21 protein-coding genes are annotated in these 24,202 nt (G+C 74.1%); 12 read left to right on the forward strand and 9 right to left on the reverse strand.

From position 1 onward, the window contains the following. Positions 1-13 precede the first annotated feature (13 nt). Positions 14-1,294, forward strand: coding sequence for a PP2C family protein-serine/threonine phosphatase (locus ACZ514_RS02750; protein WP_469123912.1), 1,281 nt, complete (start codon positions 14-16; stop codon positions 1,292-1,294). Between the two features lie 94 nt (positions 1,295-1,388). Here the strand turns inward: ACZ514_RS02750 and ACZ514_RS02755 are convergent, their stop codons facing one another. Beyond that, the gene (locus ACZ514_RS02755) at positions 1,389-1,874 is read right to left on the reverse strand and encodes a MarR family winged helix-turn-helix transcriptional regulator (RefSeq protein ID WP_469123913.1); all 486 of its coding nucleotides are present in this window, start codon (positions 1,872-1,874) and stop codon (positions 1,389-1,391) included. A gap of 681 nt (positions 1,875-2,555) precedes the next feature. On the opposite strand from ACZ514_RS02755, the gene ACZ514_RS02760 reads away from it, so the two are divergent. From ACZ514_RS02760 to ACZ514_RS02770, 3 genes are all read left to right on the forward strand, one after another. Then, complete coding sequence (locus tag ACZ514_RS02760; RefSeq protein WP_469123914.1) at positions 2,556-3,566, forward strand: SpoIIE family protein phosphatase; 1,011 nt, start codon at positions 2,556-2,558, stop codon at positions 3,564-3,566. Continuing rightward, positions 3,563-4,834 carry a PP2C family protein-serine/threonine phosphatase gene (locus ACZ514_RS02765; RefSeq protein ID WP_469123915.1) on the forward strand — a complete coding sequence of 424 codons (1,272 nt, stop codon included), beginning with the start codon at positions 3,563-3,565 and terminating at the stop codon, positions 4,832-4,834. The genes ACZ514_RS02760 and ACZ514_RS02765 overlap by 4 nt, the downstream gene beginning before the upstream one ends. 98 nt (positions 4,835-4,932) lie before the next feature. Beyond that, entirely contained in the window at positions 4,933-5,436 is a 504-nt protein-coding gene (locus ACZ514_RS02770; RefSeq protein ID WP_468162882.1) for a MarR family transcriptional regulator, read from the forward strand. Positions 5,437-5,488: 52 nt separating this feature from the next. On the opposite strand, the gene ACZ514_RS02775 is transcribed toward ACZ514_RS02770, so the two are convergent. The 4 genes from ACZ514_RS02775 to ACZ514_RS02790 form a co-directional block, all read right to left on the reverse strand. Continuing rightward, positions 5,489-6,661: a PP2C family protein-serine/threonine phosphatase gene (locus ACZ514_RS02775; protein WP_469123916.1), complete on the reverse strand. Its 1,173-nt coding sequence runs from the start codon at positions 6,659-6,661 to the stop codon at positions 5,489-5,491. A 422-nt stretch (positions 6,662-7,083) separates the two neighbouring features. Beyond that, the gene (locus tag ACZ514_RS02780) at positions 7,084-7,536 is read right to left on the reverse strand and encodes an ATP-binding protein (protein WP_469123917.1); all 453 of its coding nucleotides are present in this window, start codon (positions 7,534-7,536) and stop codon (positions 7,084-7,086) included. A 230-nt stretch (positions 7,537-7,766) separates the two neighbouring features. Further along, positions 7,767-8,066: an SIS domain-containing protein gene (locus tag ACZ514_RS02785; RefSeq protein ID WP_469123918.1), complete on the reverse strand. Its 300-nt coding sequence runs from the start codon at positions 8,064-8,066 to the stop codon at positions 7,767-7,769. A gap of 40 nt (positions 8,067-8,106) precedes the next feature. Next, a complete protein-coding gene (locus ACZ514_RS02790; RefSeq protein WP_469123919.1) occupies positions 8,107-8,718 on the reverse strand; it encodes a TetR/AcrR family transcriptional regulator in 612 nt (203 codons plus the stop codon). A gap of 92 nt (positions 8,719-8,810) precedes the next feature. Between ACZ514_RS02790 and ACZ514_RS02795 the strand changes: the two genes are divergently transcribed. Then, complete coding sequence (locus ACZ514_RS02795; RefSeq protein WP_469123920.1) at positions 8,811-10,145, forward strand: alpha/beta hydrolase; 1,335 nt, start codon at positions 8,811-8,813, stop codon at positions 10,143-10,145. A gap of 102 nt (positions 10,146-10,247) precedes the next feature. Here the strand turns inward: ACZ514_RS02795 and ACZ514_RS02800 are convergent, their stop codons facing one another. Then, entirely contained in the window at positions 10,248-10,646 is a 399-nt protein-coding gene (locus ACZ514_RS02800; protein WP_469123921.1) for a VOC family protein, read from the reverse strand. Then, positions 10,643-11,164 carry a cupin domain-containing protein gene (locus tag ACZ514_RS02805; RefSeq protein WP_468162870.1) on the reverse strand — a complete coding sequence of 174 codons (522 nt, stop codon included), beginning with the start codon at positions 11,162-11,164 and terminating at the stop codon, positions 10,643-10,645. The genes ACZ514_RS02800 and ACZ514_RS02805 overlap by 4 nt, the downstream gene beginning before the upstream one ends. A gap of 504 nt (positions 11,165-11,668) precedes the next feature. On the opposite strand from ACZ514_RS02805, the gene ACZ514_RS02810 reads away from it, so the two are divergent. Next, positions 11,669-12,397, forward strand: coding sequence for a hypothetical protein (locus tag ACZ514_RS02810; RefSeq protein ID WP_469123922.1), 729 nt, complete (start codon positions 11,669-11,671; stop codon positions 12,395-12,397). Positions 12,398-12,434: 37 nt separating this feature from the next. Here ACZ514_RS02810 and ACZ514_RS02815 read toward each other — a convergent pair whose 3' ends face one another. Then, positions 12,435-13,505 (reverse strand): polyprenyl synthetase family protein, encoded by a 1,071-nt coding sequence (locus ACZ514_RS02815; RefSeq protein ID WP_469123923.1) that lies wholly within the window; start codon positions 13,503-13,505, stop codon positions 12,435-12,437. Between the two features lie 267 nt (positions 13,506-13,772). On the opposite strand from ACZ514_RS02815, the gene ACZ514_RS02820 reads away from it, so the two are divergent. Beyond that, positions 13,773-14,861 carry a BTAD domain-containing putative transcriptional regulator gene (locus ACZ514_RS02820; protein WP_469123924.1) on the forward strand — a complete coding sequence of 363 codons (1,089 nt, stop codon included), beginning with the start codon at positions 13,773-13,775 and terminating at the stop codon, positions 14,859-14,861. A 48-nt stretch (positions 14,862-14,909) separates the two neighbouring features. On the opposite strand, the gene ACZ514_RS02825 is transcribed toward ACZ514_RS02820, so the two are convergent. Then, positions 14,910-15,563 carry a cutinase family protein gene (locus ACZ514_RS02825; protein ID WP_468162862.1) on the reverse strand — a complete coding sequence of 218 codons (654 nt, stop codon included), beginning with the start codon at positions 15,561-15,563 and terminating at the stop codon, positions 14,910-14,912. Positions 15,564-15,916: 353 nt separating this feature from the next. Here ACZ514_RS02825 and ACZ514_RS02830 point away from each other — a divergent pair, with 353 nt between their 5' ends. From ACZ514_RS02830 to ACZ514_RS02850, 5 genes are all read left to right on the forward strand, one after another. Beyond that, entirely contained in the window at positions 15,917-17,578 is a 1,662-nt protein-coding gene (locus ACZ514_RS02830) for a PLL family lectin (RefSeq protein WP_469123925.1), read from the forward strand. A 307-nt stretch (positions 17,579-17,885) separates the two neighbouring features. Continuing rightward, positions 17,886-19,397: a DUF8189 domain-containing protein gene (locus ACZ514_RS02835; RefSeq protein ID WP_469123926.1), complete on the forward strand. Its 1,512-nt coding sequence runs from the start codon at positions 17,886-17,888 to the stop codon at positions 19,395-19,397. Positions 19,398-19,487: 90 nt separating this feature from the next. Continuing rightward, positions 19,488-21,518 (forward strand): DUF8189 domain-containing protein, encoded by a 2,031-nt coding sequence (locus ACZ514_RS02840; RefSeq protein WP_469123927.1) that lies wholly within the window; start codon positions 19,488-19,490, stop codon positions 21,516-21,518. A 302-nt stretch (positions 21,519-21,820) separates the two neighbouring features. Continuing rightward, positions 21,821-22,627, forward strand: coding sequence for a serine/threonine protein kinase (locus tag ACZ514_RS02845; protein ID WP_469123928.1), 807 nt, complete (start codon positions 21,821-21,823; stop codon positions 22,625-22,627). Further along, positions 22,624-24,084, forward strand: a complete 1,461-nt coding sequence (locus tag ACZ514_RS02850; protein ID WP_469123929.1) for a serine/threonine-protein kinase — start codon at positions 22,624-22,626, stop codon at positions 24,082-24,084. Before ACZ514_RS02845 ends, ACZ514_RS02850 begins: the two co-directional genes overlap by 4 nt. Positions 24,085-24,202: the final 118 nt, after the last annotated feature.

The following is a 24,202-nucleotide window of genomic DNA, read 5'->3' on the forward strand; positions in this document are numbered from 1 at the left end:
GGACCCCGCGACGATGAGCCGGCTGTTCTGGTCCCTGACCCCGCTGCGCGAAGAGGTGCGCGACCTGGCCGCGGCCCACCGGCTGCCCGCCGACCTGCGGGGGCGTCTCGTCCTGTCCGTCACCGACATGGCCGCCCCCGAGTTCGAGGCCGGGCATCCCGTCCGGCTGACCGCCGTCCGCGACGCGGCGGGCACCGGCGCCCACCTGGCCGTCACCCTGACCGCTCCCCGGGCGGGGCGCCCCCTCCAGGTCGGCGGGCTCGCCCTGACGGCGCTGGCCGCCTCCGCCACCTCGGTGACCTGGAACATCACCTTGCCGGCCCTCGAGTCCACGGTCCCCGGCGGAACACGGCCCGCCGACCGGCCCGAGCACGTCCCCGGCGAGCCGGCCGACCACACGGGGGCGGCTGACGAGGAACTGCGGGCCGCCCTCGCCCTCGCGGACGGGCTCGCGGCCGAACGACGGCGGCTCAAACACGAACTGGCGGAGACCAACGCCGGGGTCCTGGCCCTGTACGTCCACCTGGAGGAGCGGGAGGAGGAGGCCGGCCAGGCGCACGGACGGGTGCTGCGGGAGCTGGAGGACGCGTTGCGCCCCGAGCCGCTGGAAGTCGAGGGGGTGGAGTTCGCCGTGCACTTCGCCCCCGCCGATCCCGGCGCCCCGACCGGCGGCGACCTGTACGACTGGTTCACCTTGCCGGACGGCACCGTGCACATCACCGTCGTCGACGCCCTGGGCCACGGCGTGCGCGGCATCCGGACCGCGATCACCGTCACCCACGCGGTGCGCACCCTGGCCCTGGAGGGGCACTCGCTGGACTCCGTCCTGGCCCGCACCCACCACATCCTCATGTCCTTCGACGCCGATCTCATGGCGACGGTGCTCCTGGCCCGGCTCGACGTCGTCACGGGGGAACTCCAGATCGCCAACGGCGGCCACCCCGCGCCGGTTCTGGTGCGGACGAGCGGAACCGCCCGGTACCTCGAAGCACGGGGAAGGGGCATCGGTCACCCCGGCTCGGGCAGTGAGGGAGTGCGCAGGGAGCGCCTGGCCCCCGGTGACCTGCTCCTGCTGTACACCGACGGACTCGTGGACAGCCGCGGGGACGCGGTGGAAGGCGAGCGCGGGCTCATCGCGTCGGCCCGGACGCACGCCGGCCGCCCGCTGGGCGAAGTCCCCGCCGCCATCGCCGCGGACATGCACTCCGTCGTCCCGCAGGCGGACGACACCCTCGCCCTGGCCGTCCGGATCACGCCCCGGGTACCGCCGCCGGCGCCGCCTGCGCCCGCGTGACGGGGGTGAGCCGCCCGGTGGAGGTGCGGCGGCCCGGACGGGCGTGCGGAGGAATATGGCGGTGACCCGTGCGGCCGGGGCACCGCCGCGGCCCTCACGGCCCGGGGGCGCGGTCGGGCGGAGCGCCGTCCGGGGGGTGTGCGGCGCGGGTGAAGGCGCGCAGGCCGGCCAGGAGGACGGCCCGTTCCCCGTCGGGCAGGTGCCGCAGGACGTCGCGCAGGTCCTCCGCGCGCCGTTCGGACAGGGACAGCAGGGCGTCCGCGCCGTCCTTGGTGAGGGAGAGACCGATCTCGCGGCGGTCGGCGGCGGCGCGGTCGCGGCGCAGGAAGCCCGCGGCCTCGAGCCGGTCGCACAGTCTGCTCGCCGCCGGAACCGATGCGCCGACCATCTCCGCCAGCCGGGACAGGTTGGCTCCCGGAACGCGCCGTACGGCGACCAGGGCCCGGACCTGAAGGGCCGAAAGGCGGGGCGAGGAGTGCTGGCCCGCGCGGTTCCAGCGGTCCACCAGCGCCTCGGCGGCGTCCGCGACCTCACGGGACGCCTCGTACAGAGGATCGTCGGCCGGTTCCGCGCGGTCCATTGTGGCGGTCGCCTCCATGAGCAGGTGCAGTGCCCCCAGAAGCCGCCGGCATCCGCCACCGCCTCCGCGCGGGGTCTCCCGCGTCTGCCCTCTCTGACGAGAGTATGCCCTCTGGGGCGGCCGCACCCCGCCCGTATCCCGGGACACCACGCGCGACTCCCGCCCCGGGCGGCGATTGGAGTCCCCGAATCGGGACAGGTGAGGGGCCAGCCGGTGCGCCGGGCGGGCAGTCGGCCCCCTCTCGCCTCGCACCGCCGGGACTTCGCGGCCGGGCGGTGCGCGGAGAGTGACCGGCGGGTGCGGCTCCGCTTCCCATCCGCAGCCCATCCCGTCTATAGTTGCCCCAGGGCAACAGTTACCGTCCGGCAAATGTCTTCCGGGCCTGCCGACGGCCCCGGCCCCCTGCCCGAAAGGCACCCTCGTGATCAGCAGCGCGGTCCGTCCCCACCCACGCGCAGAGCGCCGGCGGGAGGGACGGCAGCGGACGTCACCGCCCACCAGGGCCTGCCCCAGCCGCGACGAGCCGATCCGAGCGGGCCCGACGTGGAAGCGCGGGTCGCGACCGGCGGCGCCCAGAGGCCCCGGCGACCGCTCCGCCCGCCCCTCGACGCGGCCCGCCGCCCTACGGACGGAACCCGGGGCCACCGACCCGGCCGCGGAACACGACAGGTGGGCGCACTGATGGCCGGCCCTCCCGCGCAGGCGACCCGCCGGGTGCGGATCGACCACCACAGCGCGGTGCACGACGCCGCCGAAACCGCCCGGTCCCTCGCACGGGAATGCGGGCTGCCCGGCGCCATGCCGGACCAGGCGGCGGTCCTCGCCTCCGAACTCGCCGGAAACCTCGACAAGCACGCCGTCGACGGCAGCCTCTACCTCCAGCCGCTGCCGCTGGGCGGCGGCCTGGAGATCCTGGCCGCGGACCGCGGGCCGGGCATGGCCGAACTCGAACGCTGCCTCACCGACGGCTACACCACCAAGGGCACCCTCGGCGCGGGGCTCGGCGCCGTCCGCCGCATCGCCACGGACCTCGCCATCAGCACGCGGGCCGGCACCGGAACCCTGATCTGCGCCCGGCTCACCCTTCCCGACGCACGCGAGGCGGCCCGGGAGGCGGTCGGACTCCTCAGCCTGCCCGCCGCGAACGAGGACGAGTGCGGGGACGCCGCGGCGGTCACCGACGTCGCCGGTCTGCGCACCGCCGCCGTGGTGGACGGCCTCGGGCACGGCCCCGACGCTTCCGAAGCCGCACAGGCGGCGGTGCGCACCTTCCGGACCCACGCCGAACGGCCGCTCACGGAGATCATGACCGCCATGCACCGGACCCTGCGCCACACCCGCGGCGCCGCCGTCGGCCTGCTGCGGCTCGCCGCCGCAGAGGCCGAGTACTGCGGCGTCGGAAACGTCCGGGCGGTGGCCATCGGCCCGGACGAGGTCCACCACCGGCTGACCGGCCAGCCCGGTACGGTCGGCTGGCGGATGCCGGCGCCCCGGACGCACGGCTTCCCCCTCGCCGGCGCCGCCACCGTCGTGCTCCACAGCGACGGCATCGACCTGCGCTGGGCCCACACCCCGCCGCCCCATCTGCTGCGTCTGCCGGCCCCCCTGCTCGCCGCCGCCCTCGTACACGGCTACCACCGCACCCGTGACGACGCCACGGTCGTCGCGGCCCAGCCCCGCGGCGCACGATGACGCACGGGGAGACCTTCCGCGACGTGACGGCCCTGCGCCGGGCCGTACGCGCGCTCGCCCACCACCACCGGTTGCCCGCCGAGGTGCGGGGCCGTCTGGTGCTGTCCGTCACGGAACTGGCCACGGGACAGTTCGCGGCCGGACACCACGTCGAGCTCGCCGTCGCCTGCGACAGGGGCGCCGGGCACGACGGCGCCCAGCTCGTCGTCACCCTGACCGCCCCGCAGGCAGCCGCGGCCCTGCCCTGCGACGGCCTGGCGCTGCCCGCCCCCACCACCACGGCGAACTCCGCCACCTGGCGGACCGCCCTCACGCACGCCCCGGGCCGGCTCCCCCCGCCCCGGAAGCAGATGTCCCCGGCGCGGTGGGCCGACGCGCGGACCGATGCGGACGCCCAGGCCGACGCCGAGGAGGAGATGCGCGCCGCACTCGCGCTCGCGGACTCGCTCGCCGCCGACCACCGGCTCCTCAAGCACGAACTGGCCGAGACCAACGCGGGCGTCCTGGCCCTCTACGTACAGCTCGCGGAGCAGGAAGAGCAGCTGCGCAGCGCCCACGGCAGGGTGCTGCGCGAACTCGAGGACGCACTGCGCCCCCCGCCCCCGCGAGTCGACGGCCTCGAACTCGCCGTCCACTACGCACCCGCCGACCCGGCCGCCCCCACCGGCGGAGACCTGTACGACTGGTTCGTGCTGCCCGACGGGACGGTCCACGTCACCGTCGTCGACGCCCTGGGCCACGGCGTCACCAGCACCCGCAGCGCCATCACCGTCACCCACGCCGTACGGGCGCTGGCGCTGGAGGGGCACTCCCTGCAGTCGCTCCTGGCCCGGACGCACGACCTCCTGAAGCCCATCGACGCGGACCTGATGGCCACCGTTCTCCTGGGCCGGCTCGACCCGGCCACCGCGGAACTGCAGCTCGCCAACGGCAGCCATCCGCCGGCCCTCCTCCTGCGGGCCGACGGCACGGCGCACTACCTGGAGGTGCGGGGCAGGGGCATCGGCTTCCCCTCACCGGGCAGCGACTCGGTCCTCACCGTGCCCGTCGCACCGGGAGACCTGCTGCTCCTGTACACCGACGGGCTCACCGAGAGCCGCCGGGACATGATCGAGGGCGAGCGCCGGCTGATCCGGGCACTGCGCGACCACGCCCACCTGCCGATGGCCGAGATTCCCGGCGCCGTCGCAGCCGACATGCACACCATCGTGCACCACGCCGACGACACCCTGGCCCTGGCCTTCAGAATGACGGGACCGAACAGATGAGCCGGACCGGCGTCCCGGCCGGGCACCGCCCCGCGTGCCGCGGATGGGCACACGCGAGCGGGCTGGCGAACGCCCGCAGGGGTGACTAGATTGGTGCGATGCCGCACGCCTTCCCGTTGCCGTCCCCCCACCCTGAACAGGTGGCTCTCGAGGCGTCCGCTCTCCTGGAGATGCTGGACCTGCTTTGGGGCCGCGGTCAGGAAGCCATGACCGCCGTGCCGCCGTCCCAGCTGCGCGCGCTCACCGTGATCGACGAGCGGGAGGGCATGAACCTGCGCGACCTCGGCGAAGTGCTCGGCTCCACGCCCCCGTCCGTCAGCCGGCTGTGCGACCGGCTGGAGGCCGCCGGCCTCATCCACCGCTCCCGCGCCACGTCCAACCGGCGGGAACTGGAAGTGCGGCTCAGCCGCGGGGGACGCGCCGTCCTCGCGTCCGTACGCGCCGCCCGGGCGGGCGAACTCCAGGCGGTCCTCACCCGCATGTCGCCCGCGCGGCAGCGAGCCCTCTTCGAGGGCATGACCGCGTTCCACAGCGCCGCCCTGGAACACATGGGCATCACCGAAGAAGCTCCCGCCGCGGACGAGATCTGCGACATCGCCTGATCTGCGACATCGCCTGATCGGCGATGCCGCCGGGCGGCGGGGCCGGGACCCCTCAGCCCGCGGCGGCGGGGCCGAACCAGTCCATGCACAGCACCAGGGCATCGTCCTCGGCGTCCGCGCCGCGGTGCGCGGCCAGCTCCTGGAGGATGCCGCCCGGCACGGCGGCGGCGGGCAGCAGACGGGTGGCCTGGATCGCCCGGGCCAGCGCCCGCTCGCTGTACGCCTCCCCGCCCGCCGAAGCGGCCGCGTACACACCGTCGCTGACGAAGACCAGCCGGTCGCCCGGCAGCGCGGCGAAGTCCTGCGTCACATAAGGGGTCTCCTCGAACATGCCCAGGGGCAGCTGCGCCTCGAACTCGACGCGCTCCACCGTCTTGTCCCGCAGCCTCCACAGCTGCGGCGATCCGGCGTCCACGACGTGGCCGCGCCCCGTGGCCAGTTCGACGGACAGCAGGAGCGTGGAGACGTACTCCGTGCCCCGGTACCGGGCGTAGATGGCCTGGTCGGCCAGAGCGGCCTGATCGGCGATCCCGATGCCCGCCCGACGGGCGTTGCGGAGGGCGTTGATGGCGAGGTTCGTCAGCAGTGACGCCTCGATCCCCTTGCCCATGCCGTTGGTGACGGTCAGGGTGAGGGTCTCTCCGGTGGTGGACCAGTCGAAGTTGTCGCCGTGGATGTCGTAAGCGGGCTCCAGCTGGGCGCCGATCGCGTACTCCGGGCGGGCGCAGGAGCGGGCGGGCAGCATCTGCCACTGCATCTCCGCGGCCAGGGTGAGCCGGGAGGCCCGGCGGGCCTGGAGGTACAGGTCGGTGTCGCGTTCGGCGACGATGATCTCGTGCCCCAGCAGCTCTGCCAGTTCCCTCAGTTCGTGGACCGCCTCGGACGTGCATCTGCGTTCGGGAAGGCGCACCGTCAAGATCCCCAACCGGTCACCCCGTACCGTGACGGGCAGATGCAGATCGACGGCGTCGTTCTCGGCCGCGTCCTGAAGGTACGGCTCCTGGCTGGCGAACGCCCTGCCTTCGGGGGTGCTCCGTACGGGGAGCGGCTCCGCGGTGTGGGGCAGGAAGGTCACGGGCTGCAGGCACGTGAGGCTGTAGTCCGCCATGAGCAGCTCCACCGTGGTCGCCTCGAAGTGCTCGACCAGCGCGGCGCGGAGCGTACGCAGGAGGTCGTCCGGGGCTGCCGTGCGAACAGCGCGCTCCACGGCCAGGAAGTTCGTCATGGTGAGGGCCATTCTGTCGAGACGTTACGAAGGGGGATGAGACCTGGGGCCGGCGGGCGCACGGTGAGCCGTACGCGGCCGGGGCGTCCGCACGACCACCATGCCGAGCCGGTCCCGCGGCCGCCGGAGCGGTCAGCCACCTTCATAGTTGTCATGTGACAACCATGAATGCTAACCGGCCCCGTGATGAAGACCCGCCGACGGGGAGCCGTCGGCGGGCGGTCGGCGCCGCGTCACCGCGTGCGCCCGGGCGTCTCCGCCGGGGGACCCCGCCGGACCCGGCACCGGCCCTGGCGGCACTCGGTGTGCGGCCGGCACGGCCGTCCCCCGCCCCCGGGCTCCGGCGGAGCGGCCGGAGGGGGAGTTCCGGACTCCTTCACCCATTCTCACCTCTGCGTACATCGGGAAAGCAACGCGCCCGCCTACTCCGCGGCATCACCTGAAGGGGCCGGCACGGCCCTGTGCCCGCGCGCGGACGGGCCCGGATGGCGGGCCATGCGGGCGCGGACGGTCTTCCCGCCGCGTCCTTCGCGGGTCACCGTGACCGTGTGCGCCAGGCGGTGCACCAGCGGCAGTCCGAACCCGCCCGCCTCACCGCTCACGTCGGGGGGACGGATGAGCGGGAGACGGGAGCTGGTGTCGCGCACACAGACGTCGACATGGCCTTCGGCGGCCGCCAGCTCGAAGGAGCACGTGCCGGCCGTGTGGCGCAGGGCGTTGGTGACCAGCTCGGAGACGACCAGTACGACCGCGTCGCCCACGCCGTCCTCGACGGCCGGGTCCAGGCCCCGCAGGAACCCCCGCGCCCGGCTGCGCGCCTCCGCGACAGCTCCGGGCCGGCGTGCCGAGAGGCAGACGACTTCCCGTGCTGGCACATCGGCTGTGTTCTTCTCCCAGCGATTCACGCGGCTCACCTCGGCTTCTGGCCTTCCGATCGCGACGGCTTCCCACCTCGAAGCAGTTGCCCGGAATAACAGGCGTGTAACACCGCCCCCCACACCGTGCCGGATGGCCGCACCCCGTGGAGGTGGCCGCCCTGGGGCGTCGGCGCGCGGGAACCCCCGGGCGTCCGGCCGGCCTTCGCCCCGGAGCGTGAGGGGCGCCGTCAGTTGGGGGCCGCGACCCGGCTGGGCAGGACCACGTCGGCGTGGGCGGACGACGGTGAGAGCCACATGTCGGTGAAGAGGATGACCTTCCCGCCCCGCGCCCGTACGAGTTCGGCCATCGCCACCTTGTCCCGCTCGTCACGCCGGAAGTCGAAGAGGACGAGCACGTCACGGCGGTGGAGCGCCGCGACCACGGCGGTGCGCTCGACGCCGCGGTCGGGCGGGAACCGCACGTCGTTGCGCGGCTGCACGAGGTGCGGTCCCAGGTGCTGGGCGAACAGGTGGGTGTACGGCGGCACGCCCGTCACCGGCTGCTGAGGCCGGCCCGCCGCCGCGCGGTCACGGGTCCGTACGTCGAAGGCCGGGGAAAGCCGCGGGGGTCGCCCAGCCGCGAAGTACGGCATCGATCGTGGACCGGAACGCGGTCTCGGCCGCGGCGCCGTCGAGGCCGCCGGCGAGTTCGAGGGTGACGAGCCCGTGCAGGGCGACCCACAGCGAGACGGCGATCAGGGTGGTGTCGCCCGCGAGAACGCGGTCCGCCACGGCGCGGTCGATCGCCGCGGCGAGCGGCCGCACCGGGTCGCGGTCGCCGACCCGGGCCGAGGGGACGAAGGACTGCGCGCCCCCGAACAGCACCGTGTACAGGTGGCGGTGCTCGCGTCCCCAACGGCGGTACGCCGCGGCCAGCGCGGACAGGTCCTCCAGGGCGGCCTTCGAGGCGGGAACGGCCGTCAGGTCCTGGAAGAGGCCGGCGACCGCCTGGTCGCGCACCTCACGGATCAGACCGTCCTTGCCCTGGAACAGCGTGTACACCGCCGCCGTCGACGTTCCGGCGGCGGCGGCCAACGCGCGGACCGTGACCGACTCCCGGGGGAGGGTGGCGAACATCTCCGTCGCGCATGCCACGAGCCGTTCTCTGACGGCGGCGTCGTTCGTTCTCGGCCTTCCCACGGGGAGCAGTGTACCGAGTGCTGCTAACATCGTTTCAAAACGCCGTTTCAAAACGCCGTTCTCACACACGGCCAGCACTGGGGGAGATCACCATGCCGTCGTCCGCCGCACGTCCCTTACGCCTCGTCGGCCTCCTGCTGGCGGCCGCCGCCGCGGTGGTGGGGCTGGTCGCCCTCTTCCTGGCGCTGGTCGTCGTCACCGACGGGGCGGGATCGGGGTTCGCCGCATGGTCCGCGACGGCCGCGGGCGCGGTCACGGCTGCCGCGTGGCGGGGGCGCCGCCGGCCCTGGCGGGGACGGCTGGTGCCGTTCCTGCCGGTGCTCGTCGCAGCGGCCGTGACGCTGTCGGTGTGCGTCCCCACCGTCCCGACGGCGCGCCGCCACCCGTCCGCCCTGCCGTTCGTGACCACCGAGCACTGGCGCCTGTCCACCGGCAGCCGGGTCGCGGTCTACCATTACCCGCCCACCGGCGACAGCCCCCGCCGTCGGGTTCCGCTCGTCTACCTCAACGGCGGCCCGGTGCGCGGCATCTCGATGCTGGACCACCACTTCCTGCGGCGGCTCGCCGGGCAGGGTTACGACGTGTACGCGTACGAGCAGGCCGGCGGCGGACGCAGTGACCTGCTCCCCATGGACCAGTACTCGATCACCCGGTCCGTCCACGACCTCGGCGCCTTCGTCGGCGAACTGGGCCAAGGTCCCGTCGACGTACTGGGATTCTCGTCGGGCGCGGTCGTGCTCACCCGCGCGCTGGCCGACCCCGCCACCGCCGCCCGCCTGCGCCGGGCGGTGATCGCCGAGCCGGGCCCGATGGACGGCCCCACCGCCCGGATCGCGGGGCACCAAGGCCGGCCGTCGGCCCGCGGCATCGCACCGGCCATGACCGGCCCGCGCTCCACCCGCACCCCGCGGTACGCGGTCGCGTTCGGCCTCATGCGGCTCGGACTGCTCAGCCCGGGCAACGGACTGGTGGGACAGGCGGAGGGCGACAACGCCTTCACCGCCGCCGACCTCGGCGGAGACACCGCGTCCGCCTACTGCGCGCGGGACGCGCACCGCATCCCGGCCGAGGACACGGCGGGCAACTTCTCCTTCAGTGCCGCCGCCAGCCTCCGCATCCGGCAAACGGTCAAGGACTCTCCCTCCATCGCCCCACAGCTGAGGCGCTCCGGGACGCCGGCGATGCTGATGATCGCCGAGTGTTCCTCCCAGGTCCGCCAGTGGGCGACGGCCGTCCTCACGAACGACCCCGCCGTCCAGCGGACCCAGTACATGCCCGGCGTCGGCCACCACATGTGGAACGGCCTGGCGGACAACGACCGACGGGCAGCGGCCGTCATCACCGCGTTCCTCCAGGAAGAGCCGGCACCGTTGCCCGACTACCCGACCCGGGCCGACGTCCCGGCCTTCCTCCAGAACCACGAGTAGGCGGACGTGGACGGCCGCGCCGGCGACGGCCCGCGTGTTCCACCGGGGGTCGCCGTTGCGGCCGTCCGGCCCTGGTCGCGCTCGTGAGCTGCCGGCGGCTGCTCAGGCCCAGGTGCGGGAGCACAACACCAGGCGGTAGCCGTCCGGGTCGGCGATGGTCACTCCGTGCTCGTCCCAGTAAGGGTTGTGCGCCTGGACACGGGTGCCCCCGGCCGCCACCAGACGGTCGATCAGTTCCTCGTCCGCCGGTTCGCCGAGGTAGGCCACGAACAGGTCGTCCACCGTGGGAGTCGGCTCCAGCGGATGGTCCGGGTCGTGCGTCAGCTCGAAGTGCCAGGCGCCGTCGGGCGGGCCGACCATCACGAGGTCGTGTTCGCCCGCGACGCGTTCGGTCGTGCGCCACAGGACGGTGAGGCCGAGGCCGTCCACGTAGAAGCGTTCGGCGGCTTCGAGGTTCCGTGACGGCCTGGCCAGCCGGACGTGAACGGAGGAGTCGATCACGCCGGCATCTCCAGGGCGGCACGCCAGACGGGGCTGTCGACGTAGTGGTTGTCGAACCGCTCCGCCGACTCGGCGATCTCCTTCGCGTCGGCCTCGCCGCGCATCACCCGGCCGAGCAGGCGCAGGTAGTCGAACCGGCCCATGCCCGGCGTGAACACGAACAGGACGTCCGCCTCGCAGCCGGGCGCCGCGGCGAAGGCGTGCGGGGTGTGCGGCGGCACGGCCAGGAAGTCGCCCGCCTCCAAGACGGTGACCTCCTCACCCACCAGCACGCGCAGGGACCCGCTGATCACGAAGAAGATCTCGGTCGCCTTGCTGTGGAAGTGCGCGGGAGCCCCCACGGCGCCCTTGGCGAAGGTGGACCGGTAACTGGTGAAGCCATCGGCCGTGCTGCCGGAGTCGGCGAACAGCGTCATCACACTGCTGGGGTCTGCACACGTCTCGGCGTCGGCGCCACGGGTCAGCACCGGCCGAAACGGTGCGGCAGGCAAGGACGGGGAGGGGATTTCCTGAGTCATGACCAGACCCTATGACCTCGAACACCACCTGACCAGGCAGAACCTGGGAGATCATCAGCTCGTCGGGCACCACCGGGCCACCCGGGCCACTTGGGAGCGGCCGGCAACGGGCCGCGCCGCACCGTCCAACCGCCGGCCGGCATGGCCCCGGGCTTCAACACCGAGGCTCCGGCGAGGCGGACCACGGGCCGGTCCTCGTCCAGGCAGCCGTCACCGTCGAAGTGGTAATGCCGCAGCGCCCGGGCGAGCTCGTTCACGCGGCGCTGGAGCGGTGTCGCGCCGACGGGGTCTGCCTGGAAGGAGAGCCATCCTTCGTCGGACGCCTCCGCACGGACACGGTGGGCGAGGCGCGACCGAAGTTTCGCACCGTTGCCGCCGATACCGATACCGACACCGGATACCGGTCCGGTACGCGGGCCTCGCGCGAGGCCGTCGCCGGGCGTGTCAGTGGCGGGTACGAGGATGTGGCCGTACCGCTGAACCGGCGACTCCCAAGGAATCCTCATGTCCGCATCCGCTCCCGCACCTTTCCGCTTCCCCACCGGATGGTGCGCCACCGACCTCGGACCCCACCGGCCGTGCGAGTTCACCTACGAGGTCTACCCGCTGGAGAGCCTGCCCGCCCTGGATCCCGGCCTCCTCGACGGCGGCTTCGGATGGCTCGGCGGGACGGCGGCGCCGGACGGGACGGAGCCGGACGGGACGGAGCCGGGTCACGGGGAGCACCTCGAGGCCGTGGAGGCGGACCTGGCCCCCCACGGCCTGCGCCTTCCCGCCGACTTCCTCACCTTCTACCGCAGCGGCGCCCTCCGTCGCGCGTTCGACGAGGTGTCGGTGACCGGCTGCTGGAGCGACCTGTCCGGAGCGCTGCCGAGCCCGGTCGAGGAGGGCGCACGCCTCGTACGGTTCCTCCGGGACCAGCAGGACTGCGTCATCTGGTACTTGTACTTGCGGCCCTCGGGGGAGACGTTCGTGATCTGCTCGCACCTGGACCTGGAACCGGACCTGGACGCGGAGTCCGGCGAGCAGCAGCAGGACGCCGCGCGGGCGGCCGAGTTCCGTGCCGCGGTGGCGCAGTCGCTGGTGCGGTGCACCTCCTCCTTCGAGGAGTTCGCCTACCGTTTCGTGGTGGAGAACGAGCTGTGGATACACCTGAACACCACCGACGCGGACGCCGGGTTGGCCCCCCACCTCCGGGAGTACCTCGACCACTACGCGGCCGCGGCCTCCTGAGCCGGATACGAGCACGGGCCGGGCGCCCGCCGCCGCGTCACCCGACCTGTTCGGCGCTCCACAGCGGCAGCTGCTCGAAGAAGGTGACCGCCTCCCCCCGCCACCGCGACCGCCAGCCCGCGGCCACCGCGGACGCCTGCCGCGCGTGGTGGCGCATGTCCGCCCGCATCCTGTCCGTCACCCCGCGGCGCTCCCCGATCTCGCGGACGGCGGCCATGGTCTCCGGCGTGCAGGACGGGTCGCCGAGCGCCGCTTGCACCACGCGGCGCTCCGCGTCGTCGACGGTGGCCAGCAGGGCGCGGACGGTGTAGCTGTGCTTGCCGTCGCGGAGATCGGTCCCGGTCGGTTTGCCCATGACGGCCGCATCTCCGAACAGGTCCAGGTAGTCGTCGCGCATCTGTCCGCAGATCCCCACCAGCCGCGCGTACTCCCGCAGTTCGGCGTCCCCGGGGGCCGACGGATCGCCCGCGGCCAGGAGGCCGAGCTGCAGCGGCGCGAGAACCGAGTACCGGGCGGACTTGTAGTCGGCCACGCGGTGCAGTACGTCGTCGTCCGGTGCGGCGGCGAAGTCGCGTTCCAGGTCGATGATCTGGCCCATGAACGTGTCGGCCGCCGCCCGGGTCTGCACCTCGACCATGGCCTGCCGCAGCGTGACGGGCACCTGCGCCTCCAGCAGCACCCGCAACGACAGGGCGAGCGCCAGGTCGCCCGCCAGCACGGTCAGACCGAGGGCCGTCCGCGGGTGCTCGGGGAACCGCTCCCGGTAGGAGTAGTACGTGGAGGGGCCGCCGCGGCGGACGGGGCTGTCGTCGATGAGGTCGTCGTGCACGAGGCCGTGGGTCTGCAACAGCTCGATGCTCAGTGCGGCGGCGTCCAGTCCCTCGACCGGCTCGTCCGTCACCAGGCGGGCCGCCTCGTGCAACAGGACGACCCGCATCCGCTTCCCGCCCCGCAGGGACAACTCCCGCAGCAGCCCCAGGCACTCCGGGGTGAACCGGCTGAACGACGGCGCGTCGAGCGTCGCGTCGACCGCGTCGAAGTACTCCTCGAAGAGCGCGTTGAACCGGTGCTCGTATCCGGCGACGCGCTCGAGGATCTGCTGGGTCATGACGCGTTCTTCCTGCTCGGGGTCGCCGGGGTGCACCACCGCGGGCGTGCGACGGCCGGGGCGCGTGCCCCGGGGCCGTGCGATGGGTCAGGAAGTGTACCGGGGGGCTTCGAACGCCGGTTGACGCGGAGCACGTTCTTGATGTCCGTGGGGAGCGCGACGGCGTTCCGTCACTCCGGATCGTTCCGGATGCCCCGGCCGGCGGCCCCCCACTACCTTGTCGACCGCGTCCGTCAGACCGACCAGTCCGGAGCCCGGGGAGCAGTGATGCCGACGACCGCCACCACCGACCGCCCGACCGGCGCCCCGCTCGGACAGCGGGAGCGCGAGGTGCTCGCCGCGGTCGGCTGCGGCCTGGGGGACGGCGAGATCGCCGCCGCCCTCTCCCTCTCCGAGGACGGCGTGGCCGAACACCTCGCGCGGATCCTCGTGAAGCTCGGTCTGCGCGACCGCGCCGCCGCCATCGTCCACGCCTTCGACTGCGGCCTGGTCGTCCCCGGGTCCGGTCCGCGCACGCGGCCGGTGAGCCCCGTGCCGTCCGCCGCCGCCGGCCGGGCGGCGGGACCGAAGGTACGGATCTCCGTACTCGGGCCGCTGCGGGCATGGCATGACGGGCGGCCCCTGAACCTGGGGCACCTGCGCCAGCAGGCCGTCCTGGCGGCGCTGGCGCTGTGCGCCGGGCGGACCCTCAGCCGGCAGGAACTGCTCGACGACGTATGGGGCACGGAACCGCCGGTCGCGAACGTGGTGCCGGTGTACGTCTACCGGCTGCGCAAGGCCCTGTGCACGGGAGACGGTCCGGACGCGGTCATCGAGCACGCCCGACGCGGATACCGGCTCGTGCCGGACGCCGTCGACGTCGACCTGGTCCGGATGGAGGAACTGGTCGCCGACAGCGGGGCGGCCCACCGGGCGGGCGAACCGGCCGAGGCGGTGGGCCTGTGCGCCCGGGCCCTGGGGCTGTTCCACGGGGAACTCCTCGCCGGTTTACCGGGGCCGCTCGCCGAACTGGAGCGGCTGCGGCTCACCGAGCGCAGGATCGCCATCGTGCGGCGGAAGGCGGAGTGGCAGCTCCGGCTGGGCCAGGACGCGGAAGCCATCGCCGAACTCTTCGCCGTGTCCACGGCACACCCCCTCAACGAGCCGCTGGCCGCGCTGCTGATGAGGGCGCTGTACCGGCACGGCCGACAGGCCGACGCGTTGACCGTGTTCGACCGCACCCGCCGCCGTCTGGCCGACGACCTGGGGGTTCCGCCGAGCCGGATGCTGCGGCGGACGCACCAGATGATCCTCGTCGGTGACGAGGCCGGCCTCGGCCTCACCCCCCTCGGCCGGGTGGACGCGAGCAGGTCCTGAGCGGCCGGGGGAAGGTCCTTCCTTCCCGGCCGAGGGCCGCCCCCGCGATCACGCGGGGTACCAGCCGCCGTTCCACCACTGCTCGTTGGCGCCGTCGTTGTGGTGATCCATGTTGAAGTCGGCGGGATAGTTCTTGACGTGGTTGTCCGGGTAGGTCCAGATCCCGGCGGACTCGTCGCAGACGTAGTCCCAGTGGCAGATCGTCTTGACCGGCACGTTGCCGAAGAACCTGTCGGCTCCGGCGAGCGGAGCGCCGACGAAGCCGCCGAAGGGCACGGCTCCGCCGTTGGCACCGGGAGGGCCCTGGCGCTTGGGGTCCGCGATGAGAACGGCGTTGACGTTGTCGAACGTCTGCCAGTTCTCCGTGACCCAGATGTGCACCACCGCGGCGCCCAGGGAATACCCGCCCATCTTGACGTGCTGGCCAGGGCACGCGGCGCGTTGGTCGCGGACCAGGCGGTTCAGCTCGTTGACCCCTGCCCGGGCGCTCGCGCCGTTGGGAATCTGGGTGGGGTACCCGACGTGCTGCTGGATGTTGCCGTAGAAGCCGTCGTTGTTCCACGAGCTGCCCGTGCCGCCGACGACGATCGTGTACGTGCCCTCGCACGAAGCCGCCGCCTGAGCCGTGGGCGCCTGTGCCACCGAAAGCCCGGCCGTCAGCAGAATTCCGGCTGACGCGGCCGCGATCCGCCTTGCTCGCATGCGATCCTCCCGAGGTAGTCGGCCCGCGCGTCTGCCGCCCGATGCGGTACGCGGTCGGCCGAGGTCACCCGACGAGCCTGGCAGCGGGCGATGACATCCCGATGAAACGCGCGGGAGGACGGACGGGCGGGGCGGCTCCGGCTCCGGGCGGTGCCGGCCGATTCCATCGGCATTTCATCGCCGGTCCCTACTGTCGGCCGCCGACGGCCCGAGGGCCCGCCCGGGCGTACGGGCGGCCGGCAGGGCCGGGGACCCGCCGGATCACGCGTACTCGCTGTATTCGGCTGCACTTGGCCGCCTTGGCCGCCTTGGCCGCCTTGGCCGCACCTCACTGCACGACGGAAAGGCACACCGTGGCAGGAAAAGGCTTGTACCGCGTGCTCACCAGACTGGCCGTCGTGGCCGCTCTCTGGGCGCTGGCCATCGGGATGACCCCCTCGGTCGCCCTCGCCCGACCCGGGCCCGAGCCGGACCCGGGCGCCGGACGGTACGGCGTCTCGCGGTACTTCGCCGGCCCCGAGGGGCTGGCCATTCCGACCGAGCCCTGTGACCCGGCCGGTCCGTCGGCCACCGACGGCATCATGGCCGACCAGCTCAACCCGCAGCTGCACGCGAAGATGGCCGGCTACCTCGACGCCTACAAGGTGTCCTGCGCGCGGATGGTCACCCAGGCGGTGAAGGACCGGGGGCTCAACCCGAGGGCCGCGGCGATAGCGATCGCCACGATCATCGTGGAGAGCAGCATGAACAACTACTCCCAGGCCGTCGACTACACCAGCCTCGGGCTGTTCCAGCAGCAGGACTGGTGGGGCACCCGGGCACAGCGCCTGAACCCGGCCCACGCCACCAACGCCTTCCTCGACGAGATGGAGCGCCTGTTCCCGGGCGGAAGGTGGAACAACGAGGCGATCGGGGACGTGTGCTGGAACGTCCAGCGGCCGAGGGAGGACCTGCGCGGCCTGTACGCGGTGGAGGCGGGCGACGCGACCCTCATCGCCAACGCGCTGTGGTCCGGTACCGGCGGCGGCCCCGACCACCCGTACGCCTCGGGCCGCGTGGTGTCCGGGCGGTCCGCGGACGGGCGGCTGGAGGCTTTCGCCGCCGGCGCCGACGGGGTGTACCACGCGTGGCAGACCGCCGTGAACGGTGACTGGTCGCCGTGGCGGTTCGCGGGTGGCCCGCGCGACGCGCAGCTGGCGGTCGCGTCCAACGCGGACGGCCGGCTGGAGGTGTTCGCGCTGTCGGACAGCACGTTCGATCACATGTGGCAGACCGCTCCCAGCGGGGGCTGGTCCGCCTGGGAGAACTTCGGCACCGGAGGGTACCGACTGGCGGCGGGCAACAACGCCGACGGCCGTATCGAGGTGTTCGCCTCCGGCGCCACCGGTGTGTTCCACCGCTGGCAGACCGCGCCCAGCGGCGGCTGGGCACCCTGGGAGGGCACCGGCGGCGGCCCGGCCCGTTCGCGACTCGCCCTCGAGAGCGCACCCGATGGGCGGCTCGAGGTGTTCGCGCTGTCGGACACGACGTTCGAGCACCTCTACCAGACCGGCGTCAACGGCGGCTGGTCCTCCTGGGAGAACTTCGGCGGCGGCGGACACGCCGTGAGCGCCAGCTCCAACCAGGACGGCAGGCTCGAGGTGTTCGCCTCCAACGCGCAGGGCGTGTTCCACCGCTGGCAGACCGGCCCGGCCTCCTGGTCGGAGTGGGCGGGCACCGGCGGGGTCCCCGGCGCCGAGCTGACCACCTCGCGGTCGGTCGACGGCCGGGTCGAGGTGTTCGCGATCAACGCCGACACCGCGAGCCACGCCTGGCAGACCGGACCGAACGGGGCGTACTCCGCGTGGGAGACCTTCGGCGGCGGTGGCACCGGGATCGGGGCGGGCAACAACGCCGACGGCCGCATCGAGGTGTTCGGCACCAGCCGCGCCGGCGTCCACCACAGGTGGCAGACCGGCTTCACCAGCTGGTCGGAGTGGGGCTGGCTGAACGATTCGGGCCCCGCGATCGGCTGAGGCCCGATGCGGACGGCCCGCCCCGGGCGGGTCCCGGTCCGCGACCGGCAGGTCCCGCCGCCTCCGCCGTCCCCGGCGGACGCGCGGCGCGGGCTCCGGCACCCGCACCCCGCCGCGGTGCCGGAGCGCCCAACCGCCGGACAGCCACTGCCCGACGCGCTGCCGCCTGTCATTCCGTCATGTTCCGGGGTCCGCGGCACCCGCCCCCTCGCTACCTTCCAGACCGCCGGCCGCGTACCGCGTGACCGGCCCCCCTCAACACCCGTCCGTCCCACTCACCCCGGATTCTCCAGGGGAGGAGCGTCTCGTGCTTTCCGGACCGTCCCGACGCGCACTGAACTGGTTCCTCGCGGCGACTGCCGCCCTCCTGCCGGCGCTGGCGGCCACGACGCCGGCCACGGCCCGCACCACGGACCTCGCCGCGGCGTGCCCGGCCGCCGGTATGGTCACCCAGCACTTCCACAGCCGTCACAACGGCGTCGACATCGCCAACGACGTCGGGACGCCGATCTACGCGGTGGGCGACGGCGAGGTGACCATCTCGGGATACAGCGGCGACTACGGCCAGTGGATCCGCATCCAGCACCCCGACGGCACGATCTCCGAGTACGGTCACATGTCCCGCCGGGACGTCTCCGCCGGCGACCACGTCGAGGCCGGCCGGCAGATCGCCCTGATGGGCTCCGAGGGGAACTCCACCGGCCCGCACCTGCACCTACGGATCTGGGGAGACCGGTCCGCCTCCTACGGCATCGACCCCGAGCCCTACCTCGCGGAGCGCGGCGTGGTGCTGCCCTGCACCCCGGGCAGCGGCCCGCGGCCCGCACCGCTGGTGTATCCGGCGGAGTCGGGGCGGGTGGTGTCGGCGCGGTCGGCGGACGGGCGGCTCGAGGTGTTCGCCGCCGGTGCCGACGGCGTGCACCACGCCTGGCAGCGGGAGGTGAACGGCAACTGGTCGGCCTGGGAGCCGCTCGGCGGACCGGGCAACGCCGAGCTGGCCATCGCACCGAACGCGGACGGCCGTCTGGAGGTGTTCGCCGTCAACGGGAACACCTTCCGGCACCGCTGGCAGCTGTCCCCCTCGGGGGGCTGGTCCGGCTGGGAGGACTTCGGCGGCGGCGGCAAGGACACCGCGGCCGGCGTGAACGCCGACGGCCGCATCGAGGTCTACGCCTCCGGACCGGTCGGCCTCTTCCACCGGTACCAACTGGCGCCGAACGGAGGCTGGTCCGACTGGCAGCCCACCGGCGGCGGCCCCTCGGACAGCCGCGTCGAAATGGCGAAGGCACCGGACGGCCGCCTGGAGGTGTTCGCCCTCAACGGCGACACCCTCCAGCACCGCTACCAGACGGCTCCCAACGGCGGGTGGTCCCCGTGGGACACCTTCGGTGGCGGCGGCCATGACCTGACCGCCGACCACAACGCCGACGGCCGCCTGGAGGTCTTCGCGTCCGGCCCGGTGGGCGTGTTCCACCGCTATCAGACCGGACCGGCCGGCTGGTCGGAGTGGGAGCCGACGGGCGGCCCCGCCGATGCGCAGCTCACCAGCGAACGGACCCCCGACGGCCGCGTCGAGGTCTTCGCCGTGAACAGTGCCACCGCCATGCACACCTGGCAGACGGCCGTCAACGGCCCCTACGCCGGCTGGGCCGCCTTCGGGACCGCGGGCACCGAGGTCACCGCGGCCGCCAACGCCGACGGCCGGATCGAGGTCTTCGGCACCAGCCGCGCCGGGACCTACCACACGTGGCAGACCGGCTTCGCCACCTGGTCGGACTGGATCTGGCTCAACGACAGCGCCGGACCACCCCTCGACTGACCCTTCTCCGACCTTCCCCGCATACGACCCGCGGCCGGCCGTGTCCGTACGGCACACGCCGGCCGCACGGCCCCCTTCCAGAGAGGCCCCATGCTCCCGATCAGCAGACGGAACCTGTTACGGGCCGCCGCCGGGGCGGGCACCCTCCCGTTCCTGCCCGCCGGCCGGACCGCGGCCGCGGCCTCCGCGGACGCCCCGCCCCACGAGTGGGCCGGAGCGGGCCCGATGGTGTACGTCCACGACCCGTCCACACCGGCCGGCCCGCGCTACCTCAACGACCACACGCTGATCAAGGCCCAGGGCCGCTGGCACCTGTTCGGCATCGTCGGGGACAGCGCGCCGCCCGGCGAATCCCCGGACAGCGCGGCGGAGATCTCCTTCGCCCACGCCTCCGCGCCGAGCCTGCACGGGCCGTGGACCGCCCACCCCGACGCCCTCACCGTCGACCCGTCCTACTTCGGCGAGGAGCACCTGTGGGCACCGCACGTCATCGAGGCGGGCGGCGGGTTCCGCATGTTCTACGCCGCCGGCGGCGGCAACGGTGCCGCGATCAACCTCGCCACGTCGACCGACCTGTTCACCTGGACCCGCGAGCCGTCCGGCCCGCTGTTCCGGGGACTCGCGGCACGTGACCCGATGGTGCTGCGGATCGGCGGCGAGTGGGTCATGTACTACACCGAACTCTCGGGCGCGGGCGGCCGGCACGTCGTTTCCTACCGGCGCTCCGCCGACCTCCTGCGCTGGAGCGATCCGGGGGTCGCGTTCACCGACGCGAGCACCGGCACGACCGCCTCGGTGACGGAGTCCCCGTACGTCGTCGAACGCGACGGCTGGTACTACCTGTTCATCGGGCCGCGGGGCGGCTACGAGGGCACCGACGTCCTGGCGTCGCGCGACCCGTTCCACTTCGACCTCGCCGCGTACGCGGGGCACGTCCCCGGCCACGCCGTCGAGGTGGTCGCCGAAGGGGAGACGTGGCACGCCACCTCGGCCGGCTGGTTCCGGCAAGGGCTGTACGTGGCGCCCCTGTCCTGGCGGGACACGCCACCGCCGTGGCAGAGCCCCGACCACCCGGTGGCCGGCCTCGACGCCGGCGGCCGCCTCACGGTGTTCGCCCTCGACGCCTCCGACCGCTCGATGCTGCGGCGCGTCCAGACCGACCCGCACACCGACACCTGGACGGGGTGGGAACCCTTCGGCGGGCCGGCCGGCGCGGCTCCCACGCTCGGCCGCGCCACCGACGGCACGCTGGAGGTGTTCTCGCTCGCCCCGGGCGGCGTCAACCTGCACCACCGGGCGCAGCGGCCGGACGGCGGCTGGTACGAGTGGGAGGAGTTCGGCGGCCCGGCCGGCGCCGCCCCCGCCGTGGCCCGCGACGCCGGCGGCCGGCTGGAGGTCTTCGCCCTGAGTCCTGGCGGCGCCTCCGTCGCGCGGCGGCGGCAGCGTGCGCCCGGGTCCGCGGCCTGGGACCCGTGGCAGCCCGGTTTCGGCGGGGCCGCGGGCGCGCCACCGGCCGTCGCGGCGAACGCCGACGGCCGCCTGGAGGTGTTCACCCTCGCACCCGGCGGCGCCGCGATCCAGCACCGGTGGCAGGAGGCACCGGGCGGCGCCTGGACCCCCGCATGGCACCGCTTCGGCACCGCGGCCGGCGCCGCGCCCCGGGCGGCCGGGGACGGCAGCGGCCGGCTCACCGTCGCCGCGATCGGACCGTCGGGCCTGGGAGCCTTCGCCCGGCGCCAGTCCGTGCCGGACGGCCGCTGGGACGAGTGGCTCCCGATGTCGGGCTGGAGCGCGGCCGCCCCCGCGCTCGCCGCCAACGCCGACGGCCGGCTGGAGGCGTTCTTCCTGACGCCCGGCGGCGCCCGGCTCAGCCACCGCTGGCAGGTGTCTGCCGGCGGGGACTGGGCTCCCGGCGGGGAGTTCGGCGAGCCCGGGATCCGGCTCGCGGCGACGCCCACGGCCGCCCTCGACCCCACCGGCCGGATGCACGTCTTCGCGGTCACCACCGAGGGCCGGGTGCGCATGCGCGTCCAGGACCGGCCGAGCGGCGGGTGGCGGCCGTGGACGGCCTTCGGCGACCGCGCGGTGGCACCCCTCGTGTCGGGTGCCCCGGCCCTCTGAGCCCGCGGTGGGGGACCGGAGTCCGGAGGGGGACCGGAGTGCGGATCGCGCCACCCGAACGGGCGAAACACCGGTCCGGTCGCGCCGCGAACCCCCCGAACCGTCCTGACCCCCCTCGGTACGCGGTGACCTTCCCCACCTCGCAGGGTGCGGGAGGAGGCCGCCGGGCCCGGCGCGTGCGGGCGGTACCCCGCCGGGCGGAGGTGCCGGCCGAAGTGGCCGAAGTACGCCGGTGAACTCCCCTGAGAGATGAGTATCGTTCCGCTCGTCCGGCCAGTGCGACGCGTGGAACAGGGGGAACGGTGAGCGGCGTAGTCGTCCATCTGCCGCAGGGAAGTGGTGGCGCCGACGGCGAACCGTGCGGCGACCCGGTGACGTTACGGCTCGGCCCCGGCGAGGTCGCCCGCTTCGGACGGGGCTCCACGACGGTCCCCGTCGAGCTGCGCCTCGCCGACGCGGCGGTCTCCCGGCTCGCCGGGGAGATCCGCGTGACCGACGACCACTGGCAGTTGACGAACCACAGCACCGCCCACAGCTATCTCGTGGAGAACCCGGAGGGAGCGGGGGAATACCTGAGGGTGCCACCACGACGGGTCGGGGCGCCCATCCCGTTCGAGTTCGCGCGCGTGGTGCTGCCCACCCGCGGTGACGTCCCCGTCTCCTTCCAGGTGTTCGCGCCCGACCACGTCTACCTGGACCCGGACGCCATGGGCGTCCCCTGGGGGAACCGCACGGTCACCGCGTACTCCCTGGACGAGACGGCCACCTACTTCCTCGTCCTCGTCGCGCTGTGCGAACCGCGCCTGCGCGACCAGTCCCCCGTGGCGGTCCCCACCACTCCGCAGATCGTCGAGCGGCTGGGCCGGCACGGCGCTCACGACGCCCTCACCGCGCGGGCGGTCAGTTCGCACATCGACTACCTCGCCGAGGAGAAACTGCGCATCGGCGCCCCGGACACCACCGAACGCGGCAGGGCCGACCGCCGCAACGGCAAGCGGGAAGAGATCGTCGGCCTCGCGCTGCGTTTCGGGCTGGTACGGGAAGAGCACCTCGCGCTGCTGCCGTCCCGGTCACGCGCCGGCGGGCGGGAGCGGCAGGCGGGGCGATGACACCGCCCCACGGTCCGGGCTGCACCACGGAGTGCGACCGCACGGACCTGCTCCCGCCCGGCTACCGGGTGGGGGACTGGGTGGTCACCGAGCTGATCGGGGCCGGGGGCTGGTCCACGGTGTACGGGGCGCGGCCGGCCGGCGGACGCCCCGACCGGACCGGCGGAGCCGCCGCGGACCGGACCGGCGCAGCCGCCGTCGGCCGGTGTCCGGACCCCTCCGACGTCGCGCTGAAGATCATGCCGACCGCCGGACTCGCGCCGCGCCAGGCACGCCAGACCGTGGAATCCGCCCGCCGCGAGGTCGAACTCGGGCGCAGGGCGGGGCATCCCCGCCTGATCCGGTTCCTGGAGACCTTCGTCCTCGCCGCACCGGACCGGCCCTCCCTGGACGGCGCGATCGTGCTGGTCATGGAAAGGGCCGCGGGCAGTCTGCGGGAACTCGTCGACGCCGGTGTGCCCGAGGCCGACCGCGGCCGGCTGATCGCGGGCATCTGCGAGGGCCTCTCCCACCTCCACCGCTCGGGATGGGTCCACGCCGATCTCAAGCCGGAGAACGTCCTCCTGGGCACGGACCGCTCCGTGAAGCTGTCGGACTTCGGCCTCGCCACCGAGCTGACGGGCACGCACGGGTACGTCCCTCCCCTGGGCACCCTGGACTACCTCCCGCCCGAGCGCTGGCGGGCGCCCCTGGGGGAACGGGGCGTGCAGGTCAGGCCGAGTGCCGACATCTGGGCCCTGGGCATCGTTATCCACGAGGTGTTCGCGTCCGGCGGCTCACCGTTCTCCGGCGCCACCCCCGTGGCGCGGGGCGCCGCGGTCCAGGAGTACGCGGCGGGACGCGCCCCGCTGCGCATGGACCACGCCCTGCCGCCGTTCTGGCGTGCGCTGGCCGCCGACTGCCTCGCCCCGACCCACGCGGCCCGCGCCGCGCACACCGCCGAGAGCCTGCTCGCCCGCATCCGCGCCCACCAGGGGACGCGGGGTGCGGGGACGGGACGGCTGCGGGGGCGGGCCCGCGCCGCGGTCCTCGCCACCGCGCTCTGCGGGATCGCCGGCGCGGCCCTGTACTCGGACGCGGAACGGGCGGGCCCGCCGGTACGGTCCGGCCGTGCGGACGCGGCCGGCGAGATCCGCGTGTTCAACGCGGAGCGCGGCTGCCAGGCGCGGGCCGACCGCGACCCGCGGTGCAGCCTGGGCCTGGCCATCGACCCCCTGAAGCCGTACGCCGCGGACAACGTCGTGCCGACCCGGGTGTGGCACGGCGACGTCCTCGCCGCCGACTGCCAGTGGGCCGACGGGCAGCCCATCATCGACGAGGAGGGACTGCGGTCCACCCACTGGTTCCGCGTCCGTCTCCCGCGCGGCTCCGCACCCCCCACGGCGTGGCTCCCGGCCGTACGCACCAAGGAACGGCCGGCGCTGCCGGGGTGCCCGCAGCCCACGGCCGTGCGCTGAGGCGGAGGGCCACGCCTGCCGCCCGCCGGCCGGGAGGGCCGGCGGGCGGGCGGCGTCGTGCGGGACCGTTCTACGGGTACGCCCGCTCGACGGGGTGGATCCGGTGGACGGACCCGGC

The organism is Streptomyces sp. NPDC034086 (genome assembly GCF_055575515.1).